Here is a 12,876-nt window from a genome sequence, read left to right as displayed (position 1 = left end):
TTAAAGTAACATGATTTAAGCCCATACTTATGGTTCTCCTTTGTTAATTTTGGTTTTTGTGGTGAAAAACATATTAACAAATTTCCATTTGTATGGGTGTTTTTATTTTTACTATTTCAAGTTCATTTTACAATCTTCCGTGTTTCGCAAAAAACACGCGAAGTGGCGGTGTATCGCCATCCGTTGACATCAACATCCTCGCCACAGCATGGAGTGCAGCAGATATGGTAGACAAGGCCATCACGGCGAACAAACTTGCTGACCAGTCGGTGACAACGGAAAAAATCGCCGCAGGGGCTATAACAGCAGAAGAAATCGCCGCTGTGAACCTTCTCGCTAAAGGTGCGACCGCAGGAAATATGACGGCGGAAGGGCTTCAGGTGCCGGAAAGCGGATTCTGGGCTGGAAAAACGATGCGTTATGACTTCACTGATCCGGAAGGAATTGAACGAACATATACCGCCGAAGCTGGAGAATTCTTCGTCGGAAACAACCCAGCGCATGAGGAAAGCCCGACCGAGAACGACGAGTACCTGCATTTTATCCCCCGCACAAAACAGTTTTTCCTCGCGATAAAAAATATAGTCTTCCAGTCCCTCGCCACCATCGTCAAAGGCGTGTTCCGGGTCAAGAATTCCATAGCAGATTCTGACAGTGACAGTTTCCTCACCGTGAATCCTACCGGAAGTACCAACGGCGGAACGCCGGCAAGAACCATGAGAATAAAAGGCAGGTTGGAGACAACAGACGAAGTCAATGTCGGCGGATCCTTTTCTCTGGTCAGTGCCGACAACACGGACGGAGCTCTCAAGGTAATAAACGCGGACAATGTTGATGCAGGGGCGGTATTTAGCGTGATGAAAGACGGCTCAGTACTTGCGAAAGGCACGGTCTCCTCTCCAAATTTCTCAGGCAGCTTATCAGGCACTGCTGCTAATGCTAACAAACTGAACGCTGCAGGCATGTCAGAAAACGGCTTTTCTTATGAACAAACATCCGACAACTTTCAAGGGGCTTCTGGCTGGGCACATTACTTGATAAGCAATCACGGCAACGGCGAAAGTTATTATAATTTTATCCTGCGGCTTCCATTCTTGGGAATTCCGCAGTACCAGAGGCAGACAGGCAACACTAATTCCAGAAGCGGCTGGTTTGATTTTATCACGCAGGAGAATATCGGAGCTCAAAGCGTCACAAATGCAAAGAGCGCTATATTTGGTATCGCATACTGCAATACGTCCCCAGGAAATCCTAATAAAACGGCATACCTTCCTGGATTCTCGCCCACCAATGGGGCAAGAATCCTTATGTATAATGCTGCTCAATCCGATGCCGGTGCTAGTACAAGTCTGACACTTAATGTGAACAACACCGGGGCAAAGCCCATGAGTGTGGAAGGCGGAGTAAGAGGCCTTGTTATGCTCGAATATCAAGACAATAATTGGTATGGAACTATCCTTGTTAATTTGTCCACATACAAACAGTTCAATTATTTTGCAGACAACTCCCAACTTGGATTTGGTGCAGTCGGAGCTCTCGGAGTAAGGACATGGAGATTTGCCGATGATTATGGTTATATAGCCTTTGAGAACGGTTTGTTGATACAATGGGGGAAATCGAAGCCAAGCAGCGAGAAGACAGCTATTTTCTTTCCCATTTCCTTTTCAAAGCCAATGTCCGTATCACTCCAATCATGGAGTGGAAATGACGGTTTTTTTATTGATTGTGTTCAGCTTTGCCTTATAGATAATTCTCATTTAGTTTTTTCTCCTCGCAGACTTGAATGGTTGAATAATAATTACGCACCATATTCTGTATTTTGGTTTGTAATTGGACTGTCATAAATTTTGCCCTTTTCCTATTGCAAACCACATAAAAACTGGGGTGGAGTAAAGGCCCATCGTACTGCCAGCCATAATTATAGCCTGTGTTTGTGATGTGCTTTGTATCTGTAGTTCTACCGCATAAGGATTAAAACTACCTCCATTTCTCAGAGTTGCTACCACGACGGGAGCTGTAGAAAAAGCGATTGGAAAAATAAGGGGGGCAGATGAATTTGAAAGGACAGCCTGTCCCCATTGTATCAACAAACCGTTCATTCAAAATTAAATTTTCCGTCATAATCTTCTTGGAGGAAAATTTATGATTTATGGATATATTCGTGTTTCAACAGATGGACAAACAGTGGAGAATCAAAAAATCGCAATCAGAAAGTTCTGCCGTTACAGGCGATTGTATCACATTCAGTGGATTTCGGAGACAATCAGCGGAACTAAAAAGCCAGAGAAACGCAAACTCGGGAAACTGCTTGAAAATGTACAGGAAAATGACACTATTGTAATCACAGAACTTTCACGGCTCGGCCGCTCGTTAATGATGATTATTGATGTTTTACAAAAACTTCTCGAAAAGAAAGTGAAAGTTATCGCAATCAAAGAGGGCTACGAACTTGGCGACAACATCCAGTCAAAAGTGCTTGCATTCGCATTCGGGCTTTCCGCAGAGATTGAGAGAACATTATTATCAGAACGGACTAAACAAGGTCTGGACCGTGCGAGAAAAGCCGGAAAGCAAATCGGTCGTAAGAAAGGTCAGAAACCCCATTTTTACAAATTGACTCCGTATAGATATATGATTCGCCGTTATTTAAAAGAAGGTCGTAGTAAACTGTCAATCGCTCGTGAACTTGGCGTTACATGGTGTACACTAGATCGCTTCATAAAAGAACATCTATATGACAAGCCTCCAAAACCGCTTTCAGAATGTCCTAAAAGGCATGGTCATCCGACAGTTTTAGAAAGAAATTGGTTCAAGAAACACGGATACTTTCAACAGTAAAAACGAAAGATCCGCAAGAAAAAACATGCCTGAACCAATGTAGAAGAAAAAGACATGAGCTGAATTTTTAATTCTGTTTATGTCTTTTTCTTTATGTATAAATACATCAGTTTTTATTATAAAATTCTAGTCTTTTTTATTTATAAATTATAAAAACGCCTTACAGACTTAAAAAATGTCGGATTTGAAAACGCAAGAGATTTTGTAGAATATGTCTGCATGGATTTTGATAGGATTTATAATAATGGAAAGTCCTTAATTATCTGCAAAACTGATAAACAAATGTCTATTGCGTATGTAGAATTAACACCTGCACCAGACGGGGATTTTTATGATGTAAAAACAGCGACGCCTATCAGAAGTGATTTCTTCAAAAACAAAACGCCGCTCTGGACTAACCAAAACGGCGATTAACAGATAGGAAAGGGCGCAGTCCAATCAGCCAAAAAGCCCCCCGTGCGCAGTCTGTCGGGCTATCTGTTTTAAATATAACATAAATCACTATAATGTCAAGAATTCTTGATCTCAAAATTTTTGACCGCAAAATCCATTAGCATTTTCTACAATCCTGCCTTATACTGAGTTCATGTGTAAAAAATGTGGAAAGCCTATCACCCAGGCGCAAATCGTTCGAACTTCGACCTGCGAGATTTGCGGGGCAGATTTACATTCCTGCGTGAACTGCAAATTTTATTCTCCGGGGAGCCATTACGACTGCCATGAGACAATCGACGAGCTTGTGAAAGACAAGGAGCGCGCAAATTTCTGCGACTATTTTTCGGTCGCTCAGATTGATGCCGGTGCTGGAAATCAGGGGCCGAGCAAATCCGACCAGGCAAGGGCTGCCTTTGCCGCTTTGTTTGGATAGGAAAACCGCTGTTCTGGTCTCCAACTCAATTCATTTGTGAACTGATTATTTTTCGACTTCCTCTTTGTAACATTCTGCGGTACTTGCAGGTCCGTCCCACCAAAGTTTTGTCGCATCATCGTAAGCCATTTTTGCTGTGTTTGACTGCATAAAATCAAGGAGAATAGACTCGGGAGTTTTTCCTTTTTCTTTTGCAAGCTGCTCAACTGCTAGAAGAGTGTTTATATCCATTGCAAACAAAGTTTTTTCACTCGGCATGAACTACTCCAACGAAACTTTTTCAGATTTCAAAAATTGCAATTTTGAAAGAGCTTTATCTGTTCTAAAACAAAACTGGTCTTGCAATCGCTCAGGAAGAAGAAGGCTTATACACATTTTGTCTGATTGTTCGCTCCCCATCTCGCCGAATACATTTCCCATATATGCCATAATTGTCGTGTTCGTGTCATCGTTCGCAATTTTCCCGGAAATCACATCATAAGATTCCAAGTTCTTGCGGATATCAACAAAAACATCATTCCGGCTTTCATGCGAACGCCCCCTTGATTTTGAGGTATTCGTACACATCTTCAAAAACAGCCTCGTCGCCTTCAACATAAAAAATACCGAAACCTTCGCGAATATACTTTAGGACATCAAATTTCTTGAAAAGCTGAGAGGTCTGCTTTAATGAAAGCTTTAATTTTGCTGCCGTGATTCTGAGAATTCTAATCTGCATGTATAAAATCTGCTGAGATTCTGTCATAGTTGTTGCAGTAATTATAAAGTGATTCTGACATTTTTTAAAGCAGAATTGGAAAGACGACTGAAGGGGAAAAAATAGCCGCTCTGGGGGTGAGCAGAACGGCGGTTTACAGAATTTAATTTGACAAAGTGTAAGTGTCAGAACCTTGCTTTTGGGTAAGCGTATAATCTGTGTTCGTATGAATTTCTGTGCTTAATTCGCTTGGTACTGATGTGAATCTCAGCTTAACGGTGCAATTTGAGGTTCCTGTTCCTTGTGCAGTGTAAGTTCCTGTTGCTGTTCCAAGATCATTTTCATTTTTGAAGACAGTTCCAGAAAATGAATCGTTGTTGAAAGTAAGATATATCCAGACTTTATTATTGTCTGAAAATCTTAATTTTAACTCAGAGCCTTCAAGCTGCATTGTCACTCCACCCGTGCCAGAATAGTTAAACTCCACTGCTGTTGGAAGAGAACCTGCAAAATATTTTTCAAGACTCAAAGAACCGTCGTCTTCTGCTATTGAGTAGCGATAAACTTCAAGGATTTCAAACACATCTTTTGCCACTGATTTTGCCTTTATCACATCTTGCTCATTCCAAGTAGTGTCATACGCTTCTTTGAGAAAGTTTACGTAGCCAGTCTGCGTGGTTATTGTCGTTCCATCGTCCATTTTTATAGAAACAAGCGCAAGATAGAGCAGTTTGTTCGTGCTGTCATAAGAATACTTGTAGTTGGACTCTTCATTATCTCCTTCATCTCCTTCAATTTTTTTTACGGTTGAATCACTGAAAGAATACTTTATCATGCTTGCTGACCATGTTTTATTCGCAAACTCATTTGTTCCGACATTCGCAGGGAGTTTCGCGGACACATTTTCCGAGCCATTTTCTCCCGAAGCGTAAGTTATACTGTTTTCTTCTTGCACTAGCGTGTAATCTGTATTTTTTTGAACTGAACTGATTTCAGTTATTTTGTCTGGCAATGTTGTGAATCTCAGCGTAACGGTGCAATTTGATGTTCCTGTTCCTTGTATAGTGTAAGTTCCTGCTGCTTTTCCGAGAACAGTTCCCTCAGTGACGGCTGTTCCAGAAAATGAACCGTTGTTATAAGTCATAAAAATATAGGTGTGGCTGTTATCCGAACATTCCAACCTAATATCAGAACCTTTGATTCTTTTTATGCTGCTAGATTCGAAGCGTATGTTAGAAGGCAGCGAACCTGAAAAATATTCTGCAAGTTTCAAAGAACCGTCAGAAGATATTGAATATTTATAAATTCTAAGGATTTCAAACAAATCTTTCGCCCCGGATTTTGCTTCTATCTCATCTCGCTCATTCCAAGTTTCCTTATACTCACTTGCCTCGTTTTTGTGGAAACTCACATATTCAGCCTGCGTGGTTATTGTCGTTCCATCGCCCATTTTCACAGAAACAAGAGAAAGGTAGAGCAGTTTGTTCGTGCTGTCATAAGCATAGTTGTAGTTATACACTTCGGTGTAGCCATTAGGATTTTCATCATTTTTTTTGAGAGTCGAGTCGGTAAAGACCAATGTTTGAATTCCATGATTCCAACTTACATTACTAACTTTCCATGTTTTTCCTGCAAATTCATTCGTACCTACATTCGCAGGCAAAGCCACGCTTCCATTTTCAGAACCGCCGCCATTGCCGCTGTTATCGTCATCATCTTCTTTTTTACAAGAAACAAAAATCAGAGCGACCGCACACACAAGAAGCCACATCAACCCGAATTTTTTCATTGCATTTTTCATAAGAGCCTCCTTTGAAGAAAAAGATATTTCAATTACACAATTTCTTTATGCGTAATTACAAATAGGATATATTCAATATCACACAAAGTCAAACTTCAATTACACATTTTCTATAAATTTTCTTAAAAACATGGAAACAAAGCAGAAATTATTCAAACAAAGGCTTTCAGACGAGTTAAATTATCAGGGAATTTCAAAGCTTGACTTTGCCGAACGAATAGGAATCAGTATCAACACGCTCAATATGTACCTCTACCGTGGCTCAATCCCTGCCGCTGATGTGGCTGTCCGCATGGCACAGGCTCTGAACACCACCACGGAATATCTTGTGACTGGCTCGGACTCAACAACTCCGCCGTCAAAATCGGGAACGAAGTCTGACTGGCAGAAAAAGGAAATCAATCACATTCTCGGCAGTCTCAATCCACATCAGCTCACGCATTTTTTGGAAATTGCTCGCGCCTACAAAAACGGTGTTACAGAAGATTAATTTGGGGAGTTGCGGGGCACAAAGCAAGTTAATTTGCCCCGCAGAGGGGGTAGGGCGCAACGAAGTGCGACCGAAGGGGGAGACTTCACCCTTTCAAACTCTTAAAATTTTCTTTACATTTTTCTTTATTTTCCGGCAAGTGGTGGTATAATTTTGAGTTAGGAGTTCGGAAAATGAGTGCAGAGTCTAACGAAACATCTTTGAGCAAAAACATTTCTCTTGTGCCGACCTGGGCGTTCGCGGTTGGAACCAGTATCGGCTGGGGGTCTTTTTTTATCACGAGCAACACTTATTTGGCCGGGGCCGGGCCGTTGGGAAGCATTTTGGGCTTAGTGATTGGCGCGGTCATCATGCTTTTTGTGGCTCACAATTATCAGTTTTTGATGAACAAATTCCAGTCTTCGGGCGGTGCTTATTCTTACACCAAAGAAGTTCTGGGGCACGATTATGCTTTTCTGGTCGCCACTTTTTTGATTCTCACTTATCTTGCGATGTTCTGGGCGAACGCTACGAGTCTTCCTTTGTTCGCACGGTATTTTTTCGGGGATTTTTTTAAGGTCGGGGAATGTTATTCGATTTTCGGATACAAAGTTTTTTTGGGCGAGGCTTTGCTTTCGATTTTTGCAATTCTCGTCACGGCTCTGATTTGCAGCAAAACTCGCAAATTTTCTACTTCATTAAATGCAGGTCTGGTCATTTTCTTTGTGGTCGGGATTCTGGTCTGTTTTTTTACGGCGATTTTTAAGCACGGCGGCTCTTCGTTCTCTTACAAGCCTGCTTTCGTTCCTTCGGGCAAGGAAGTGGCTCAGGTGCTCAAAATTGCTTTTATTTCTCCGTGGGCTTTCATCGGCTTTGAGAATATCTCGCATTTCGTGCCTGAGTTCAAATTTTCTTCAAAAAAATCCGGCACGGTTCTTCACACGGCTGTAATCACGACGACGATTCTTTACATTGCTTTGATTTTGCTTTCTGTTTCGGCTTATCCGGCTGAGTACCAGAACTGGTTCGAATACATTTCAAACATGGGCAATATCGAGGGCGTTCACGGCTTGCCGGTCTTTTATGCAGCAACTCACTACATGGGCGACGCTGGCTTTTACATTCTGATGTTCGCTCTTCTCGCTCTCATTCTCACAAGTCTTATTGGAAACATTTATGCACTGAGCAGGCTGATTTTCACGCTCTCAGAGGATGAAGTCGTTCCCAAAACATTTTCGAAGCTTTCAAAGAATGCAATTCCTTCGCGGGCGGTGTGGCTTGTGGCTATCATTTCGTGTTTTATGCCTTTTTTGGGGCGCACGGCGATTGGCTGGATTGTTGATGTCACAACGATTGGAGCTACGATTATCTACGGCTTCCTTTCTTTCGTGACTTTCAAAATCGCAAAGAAGGATTCCAGCAAGGCCGAGGTTTTCACAGGAATTTTCGCACTTTCGATGATGCTGATTTTCTTCATTTTCCTGGTGATTCCGACTCCTTTTTCGCGGGGCACAATTTCTTCAGAATCTTACTTTTTGTTCTCTGTCTGGTCAATTTTGGGCTTTGTGCGTTTTCATTTTCTTCTCAAAAACGACAAAAAACGCATTTATGGTCGCTCAAACATTGTATGGATGTTCCTTCTCTCGCTGATTCTTGTTCTCACGCTCGTGTGGCTTGTTGAGACTGACCGAAATGCCGTCGAGTCAGGATTTACGAAAGTTCATGATTATATCCACACTCTTGTTACCGAGCATTGGGCGAGCGTCGATGATGAAGCTTATCTTGCTCTTTCACTCAGGCTGGCTTTTGAAAATGTTCTGGCAGCGAATCTCAAAACGACTTTCACGGTCATCGCTTTCTTCCTTATTACGGCTCTGATTATTCTGAGCAATTCGACCATCATCAGCAAAAGGGAAATCGAGCACGAGCATGAAATTTCTGTCACAAGGAATATTGCGTTCACGGATTCACTCACTGGCGTAAAAAGCAAGCACGCTTATGCGGAATATGAAACCGACCTTAACATGGAGCTTGAGCAAAAACTTATCAATGAATTTGCGGTCGTTGTGTGCGATGTGAACAATCTCAAATGGGTGAACGACAATCTTGGGCACAAAGCGGGCGACGAGTACATCAAGGAAGCGTGTCATTTGATTTGCTTCCTTTTTGACCACAGCCCGGTTTTCCGTACTGGCGGAGATGAATTCGTGGTGATTTTAAAAGGCTACGATTACGAGCACAGGACAGAGATTTTGGGAGAGCTTAACAAAGTGTCCGAAGAAAACAACGGGCAGAACGGCAAAGTCGTCGTAGCGGCAGGAATCGCGGAGTATGAGTCAGGAAACGACAAGAATTACACCACGGTTTTTGAGCGCGCCGATGCAAACATGTATGTGCGAAAAAAGCAGCTGAAGGCCATGGTGAAATAACTCGCCCCCTTCTAACTGCACATTGCTAATTACCTGAGAACGCTTCCTCTGATTCGCTTGACGAATTTTGCCTGACCAATTGAAAGCACTTTTTCGTCTCGGTCTGGCATCACTTCCATCAAAACATTGGCGTCCGTGCCAGTTTTTGTGATTGAAAGCGGGATTCCAACGATTACGCGGTCGTCAAACTGAAGCTCGACCATGCTGTTGTTTGAGATTGAGCCTTCTACGATATGGAGTTTGCCAGAGAAATCCATGCCGCCGGCTTCGATTCGCTCGTATTTTACGCTGTCTGCGCGGAGCTGAACCGGCGACAAAATGATTTTGTGCTGGATTCGCTGAGCAAGGCCTTCTTTTTTCTCCTGCGGAAGATTGAGTTTTTCGAGTTCGGCACGCATGGCCTCAAAATGTGCGGCCCGCTCTTCGTCGGAAGTTGGAGCCGGTTCTTCGCTCGTGTCAAATCGGTCTGTTTTTTCTGGAACGGTAAATTCCGGGAAGCCGATGCTTTCGTAAGTTTTTTCTGGAGTTTTGATTTTGCCGATGAAGTCAAGGCCGCTTCGTGCAATAATCGCCTGTGCCTGCTCATCGCTCTCAACCGAAAGAAGATAGATTCCCATCGCAAGTTTGGCCGCAATAAACGGCGCGATTGCAGGATTGTTCTCGGTGATTGCGGCTTTTTCAGGGCTAACCTGCAAGACATAGCCTTTGTAAATCGTTGCGGAAGAATAAGATTTGCTCCAATCGTCCACAGAAATTTCAAGATTCTGCGGGATTTCGTAAGGCGAATATTTTTTGAGAAGAGAAAAAATCCTGTTTGCGGAAAGCCCGGCATCGAACCCGCGCATAACCGACTTTCGGTTGATTTCAAAAACCGCAGCAGTGTCAAACTGAACGAGTTCCATGAAATCCATGAGCGGAATAAGATTTTCCAGGGAAAGTCCCGGCATCAAAGTGACATTGAAGCCCGCATCAACGCTCAGAACTTTTGGAGTCTCTTCAAATTCTTTTGGCTCGAAGATTGAGCCAGAGACATAAATTGCCTCATCGTGAACATCCGTGCCTTTTTTTGCCAGAATTCCAAAAAGTGAAGCACATTCAATCAGCCTGTCCAAAATTGAGGAAAGGTCTGAATCAGATTCGATAATCGCGCTATCCGCCTCTGCTTCCCGCGCACGGTTCAAAATTGCCGAAAAGCGGGAACTTGTGCCGAGTGAAGGAACTCCTGTGCCGTCTCCCTGATCCTCTGAAATCAAATATGCAAGGCGCAGAATTATGCTTCGTGAAAATCCTTCGTGCGGAACAGAACTTGCCACTTCAAGAAGAAGCTTTGCCTGCCGAACAAGTGAGCTTCTGGAAAATCGGCCTGCGCTTGCCACGCAAAAATAGGCATATTGAAGCCGCTCGTCGAGCCGTGCAAAAGCAAGGAATTTGTTTTTATCGACTTCGTAGCCCTCGCTAACCTCGCGAATCAGCGAAAGATTGATGAAAGCTTTTGTGAGATTGTAAAGAATCTCAGTTTTGCCAGGGAAAAGCCTCTCGATTTCGGCTTCAGTGCGTTTTTTAAAAGTGCCGTCAGCCTTGCACAAATCCCGGTTTTTATGGATGAACGAAATGAAAGCCGCAATCAGCTCCGGGGAAAGCGAAACCGGTGCCTCGTAAGAAATTCCCGCGTACTCCGGCGGCTCCAAAAGAACAGACTGCTTGGTGTAAGGCTCAAGGTCAGTCTCAAGGTGTGGATTGATAAGGACGACAGTTTTTCCGTTTCGGTCGCATTTTCGGTAAAGGATGAGCCGTTCCTCAAGATTCAAAAGCCGCTCGTAAAGTGCCGCAAAAGAATAAGTTCCCGCAAAAAATGAATAAAGTTTTTCCTGAGTTGCGTTTGAAATGTATTTGACCGCAGTAATAATCCGCAAATCAGTCTCGCTCAAAAGTGAAACGAGCGTGCGTCGAGTCTCCTCACGGCGGATAAATGCACCAAGTTCCTCAATCAGCTTCTGCTTGTTAAACGGAGTTTTTATTTCGCCCAAGTACATTCGTATAATCTCAAAAAAATGATTGTCCGGTAGCACCGCAATGCTCTCTCGCCAGTCAATGATTCTCTGTACCTTTGGGTCTAACTGCATAAAAAAGCTCCTAAAAAATCGCGATATGGAAGAATAGCACAAATTAAGAAAAAATTAAACAGAAAAAGAATTTTTTTGGGCCTTCCCCGGAGGGGCGCTACGTTCGCCCTTCCGCTAATCGCTTCATTCCCGCTACGCGTGAACGCCTTCGGCGGGGCTACCATCGCTAAGGCAAAACATAATTTTCCACTTTCAGTTTTTTAAAAAATCTCACCATAAACGGCACAGAACAAATTGCGGCGAGCATGTCACAGACGGCCTGCGTGAGCTGCACGCCGAGAATTTCTTCCGCACCAAAAAGTCTGACCAGATGAGGAAGCAAAAAAATACACGGAATGAAGAAAAGCCCCTGCCTCATTGAAGAGAGGAAAGTCGCGCTCTTTTTCTCACCGGCCACCTGAAGCAGCATGTTCGTTCCGAAAATCAGCGAATGGAAAGGAAGGACACACGACTGAGCGCGCAAAGCCAAAGCTCCAACGGCAACCACGGCATCGTCATCGCGGAAGAAGCGCACAATCTCTGGCGCAAAAATAAAGACAAGGACAGCACAAACGGTCATCACGGTGGCACTCACTTTTACAAGGAAGGAATACGACTGGCGAACCCGGTCGAACTTTTTTGCTCCGTAATTCATTCCGCACACAGGCTGAAATCCCTGCCCCAGACCGATTGCAATCGCAAGTAACAATTTGTCCACGCGGTTACAGATTGCCATACCCGCTACTCCCGCATCTGCCGCAAGTGCCGAAGTAGCCGCAAGCGAAAGCGTGATTGCTCCATAAAAAGCGGCCTGCCTGTTCAAAAAAATACCCGAAAGTGCGCCCATTCCCTGACGGAAGAACGAAGGAAGCCCGGTCGTGATAATATCGAAATAAGTTTTGAGCGCGCGGGAAATGTGCTTGTGCGAAAGCTCTGCGAGGGATTTTTTTCGGATAAACATCGAAAGAAGAATCGAAAAACTCACAATCTGACTGATTAAAGTAGCAATCGCAGCCCCGGAAATGCCCAGCCCGAATACGAAAATGAAAATCGGGTCAAGAATCATGTTCAGGATTCCGCCGGAAATCATTCCAATCATCGAAAAAACCGCCCGTCCCTGAAAGCGCATGAGATTGTTCATCGCAAAGGAAGTGATGATAAATGGCGCGCCAAAAAGAATGTATCGTGCATAGTCAAGCGCATAAGGAAGAATCGTGGGCGTGGAACCAAGATTGCGCACAAGGCTCTCACGGAAAAGATTCCCAAAAATAGTAAAAAGAACTCCGACCGTAAACGCTGTAAAAATCGCGGTGGAGCAGGTGGTGTTTGCTTTTTTAAAATCTTCCGCGCCAAGAGCACGGCTTGTGATTGAGCCGCTTCCCATTCCGATTGTAAAAGCACATGCCTGCATCAAAAACATGAGAGTAAAAGTCACGCCCACCGCCCCGCTAGCAGAAGTTCCGAGCTTTGAGACAAAAAAAGTGTCAGCGGTGTTGTAAATCGCAGTAATCATCATAGTGATGATCGTAGGAACCGCGTTTTTGATTATAAGCGAGCCAACCGGCTCAGAGAGCATTTTTTGAAGGGAAGTTTGATTTTGCATCAGGATTTATTATAAAAGAAAAATGAATTTTTACCAACCTGGATAGTGGGCGTATGAAAAACTTTGGCG

At 43.6% G+C, this 12,876-nt stretch carries 13 protein-coding genes; 6 read left to right on the top strand and 7 right to left on the bottom strand.

The annotated features are described in order from the left end of the window. The first annotated feature begins 92 nt into the window (after positions 1-92). Entirely contained in the window at positions 93-1,844 is a 1,752-nt protein-coding gene (locus IJJ71_RS08605; protein ID WP_296846422.1) for a gp53-like domain-containing protein, read from the top strand. On the opposite strand, the gene IJJ71_RS15015 is transcribed toward IJJ71_RS08605, so the two are convergent. Next, a complete protein-coding gene (locus tag IJJ71_RS15015) occupies positions 1,839-2,099 on the bottom strand; it encodes a gp53-like domain-containing protein (protein ID WP_486389620.1) in 261 nt (86 codons plus the stop codon). The genes IJJ71_RS08605 and IJJ71_RS15015 overlap by 6 nt on opposite strands. A 43-nt stretch (positions 2,100-2,142) precedes the next feature. Here IJJ71_RS15015 and IJJ71_RS08600 point away from each other — a divergent pair, with 43 nt between their 5' ends. The 3 genes from IJJ71_RS08600 (at position 2,143) to IJJ71_RS08590 (ending at position 3,706) form a co-directional block, all read left to right on the top strand. After that, positions 2,143-2,838: a recombinase family protein gene (locus tag IJJ71_RS08600; RefSeq protein WP_296846421.1), complete on the top strand. Its 696-nt coding sequence runs from the start codon at positions 2,143-2,145 to the stop codon at positions 2,836-2,838. 219 nt (positions 2,839-3,057) lie between these two features. Continuing rightward, positions 3,058-3,252, top strand: a complete 195-nt coding sequence (locus IJJ71_RS08595) for a hypothetical protein (protein ID WP_296846420.1) — start codon at positions 3,058-3,060, stop codon at positions 3,250-3,252. A gap of 172 nt (positions 3,253-3,424) precedes the next feature. Then, positions 3,425-3,706 (top strand): hypothetical protein, encoded by a 282-nt coding sequence (locus tag IJJ71_RS08590; RefSeq protein ID WP_296846419.1) that lies wholly within the window; start codon positions 3,425-3,427, stop codon positions 3,704-3,706. Positions 3,707-3,751: 45 nt separating this feature from the next. Here IJJ71_RS08590 and IJJ71_RS08585 read toward each other — a convergent pair whose 3' ends face one another. From IJJ71_RS08585 to IJJ71_RS08570, 4 genes are all read right to left on the bottom strand, one after another. Beyond that, a complete protein-coding gene (locus tag IJJ71_RS08585) occupies positions 3,752-3,964 on the bottom strand; it encodes a hypothetical protein (RefSeq protein ID WP_296846418.1) in 213 nt (70 codons plus the stop codon). Between the two features lie 3 nt (positions 3,965-3,967). Further along, the gene (locus tag IJJ71_RS08580; protein WP_296846417.1) at positions 3,968-4,273 is read right to left on the bottom strand and encodes a DUF3990 domain-containing protein; all 306 of its coding nucleotides are present in this window, start codon (positions 4,271-4,273) and stop codon (positions 3,968-3,970) included. Next, a complete protein-coding gene (locus IJJ71_RS08575; RefSeq protein ID WP_296846416.1) occupies positions 4,233-4,451 on the bottom strand; it encodes a DUF3791 domain-containing protein in 219 nt (72 codons plus the stop codon). The genes IJJ71_RS08580 and IJJ71_RS08575 overlap by 41 nt, the downstream gene beginning before the upstream one ends. Positions 4,452-4,566: 115 nt before the next feature. Then, entirely contained in the window at positions 4,567-6,204 is a 1,638-nt protein-coding gene (locus IJJ71_RS08570; RefSeq protein ID WP_296846415.1) for a hypothetical protein, read from the bottom strand. A 130-nt stretch (positions 6,205-6,334) separates the two neighbouring features. Here IJJ71_RS08570 and IJJ71_RS08565 point away from each other — a divergent pair, with 130 nt between their 5' ends. Next, the gene (locus IJJ71_RS08565) at positions 6,335-6,694 is read left to right on the top strand and encodes a helix-turn-helix domain-containing protein (protein ID WP_296846414.1); all 360 of its coding nucleotides are present in this window, start codon (positions 6,335-6,337) and stop codon (positions 6,692-6,694) included. Positions 6,695-6,867: 173 nt separating this feature from the next. Next, positions 6,868-9,102 (top strand): amino acid permease, encoded by a 2,235-nt coding sequence (locus IJJ71_RS08560; RefSeq protein WP_296846413.1) that lies wholly within the window; start codon positions 6,868-6,870, stop codon positions 9,100-9,102. A 29-nt stretch (positions 9,103-9,131) separates the two neighbouring features. Here the strand turns inward: IJJ71_RS08560 and IJJ71_RS08555 are convergent, their stop codons facing one another. Together IJJ71_RS08555 and IJJ71_RS08550 are read right to left on the bottom strand one after the other, a co-directional pair. After that, positions 9,132-11,225 carry a helicase-associated domain-containing protein gene (locus tag IJJ71_RS08555; RefSeq protein ID WP_296846412.1) on the bottom strand — a complete coding sequence of 698 codons (2,094 nt, stop codon included), beginning with the start codon at positions 11,223-11,225 and terminating at the stop codon, positions 9,132-9,134. 166 nt (positions 11,226-11,391) lie between these two features. After that, the gene (locus IJJ71_RS08550) at positions 11,392-12,807 is read right to left on the bottom strand and encodes an MATE family efflux transporter (RefSeq protein WP_296846411.1); all 1,416 of its coding nucleotides are present in this window, start codon (positions 12,805-12,807) and stop codon (positions 11,392-11,394) included. Positions 12,808-12,876 lie beyond the last annotated feature (69 nt).

Origin of the sequence: Treponema sp., assembly GCF_017430385.1 — a bacterium.
In the GTDB taxonomy this organism is placed as follows: Bacteria; Spirochaetota; Spirochaetia; order Treponematales; family Treponemataceae; genus Treponema_D.
This window is presented reverse-complemented; position numbering and strand designations above follow the sequence as displayed.

Excerpts from the sequence above, each read along its gene's own strand:
- IJJ71_RS08605 (WP_296846422.1), top strand. The coding sequence starts at position 93 with ATGGGTGTTTTTATTTTTACTATTTCAAGTTCATTTTACAATCTTCCG.
- IJJ71_RS15015 (WP_486389620.1), bottom strand. The coding sequence starts at position 2,099 with ATGAACGGTTTGTTGATACAATGGGGACAGGCTGTCCTTTCAAATTCA.
- IJJ71_RS08600 (WP_296846421.1), top strand. The coding sequence starts at position 2,143 with ATGATTTATGGATATATTCGTGTTTCAACAGATGGACAAACAGTGGAG.
- IJJ71_RS08595 (WP_296846420.1), top strand. The coding sequence starts at position 3,058 with ATGGATTTTGATAGGATTTATAATAATGGAAAGTCCTTAATTATCTGC.
- IJJ71_RS08590 (WP_296846419.1), top strand. The coding sequence starts at position 3,425 with ATGTGTAAAAAATGTGGAAAGCCTATCACCCAGGCGCAAATCGTTCGA.
- IJJ71_RS08585 (WP_296846418.1), bottom strand. The coding sequence starts at position 3,964 with ATGCCGAGTGAAAAAACTTTGTTTGCAATGGATATAAACACTCTTCTA.
- IJJ71_RS08580 (WP_296846417.1), bottom strand. The coding sequence starts at position 4,273 with ATGTGTACGAATACCTCAAAATCAAGGGGGCGTTCGCATGAAAGCCGG.
- IJJ71_RS08575 (WP_296846416.1), bottom strand. The coding sequence starts at position 4,451 with ATGACAGAATCTCAGCAGATTTTATACATGCAGATTAGAATTCTCAGA.
- IJJ71_RS08570 (WP_296846415.1), bottom strand. The coding sequence starts at position 6,204 with ATGAAAAATGCAATGAAAAAATTCGGGTTGATGTGGCTTCTTGTGTGT.
- IJJ71_RS08565 (WP_296846414.1), top strand. The coding sequence starts at position 6,335 with ATGGAAACAAAGCAGAAATTATTCAAACAAAGGCTTTCAGACGAGTTA.
- IJJ71_RS08560 (WP_296846413.1), top strand. The coding sequence starts at position 6,868 with ATGAGTGCAGAGTCTAACGAAACATCTTTGAGCAAAAACATTTCTCTT.
- IJJ71_RS08555 (WP_296846412.1), bottom strand. The coding sequence starts at position 11,225 with ATGCAGTTAGACCCAAAGGTACAGAGAATCATTGACTGGCGAGAGAGC.
- IJJ71_RS08550 (WP_296846411.1), bottom strand. The coding sequence starts at position 12,807 with ATGCAAAATCAAACTTCCCTTCAAAAAATGCTCTCTGAGCCGGTTGGC.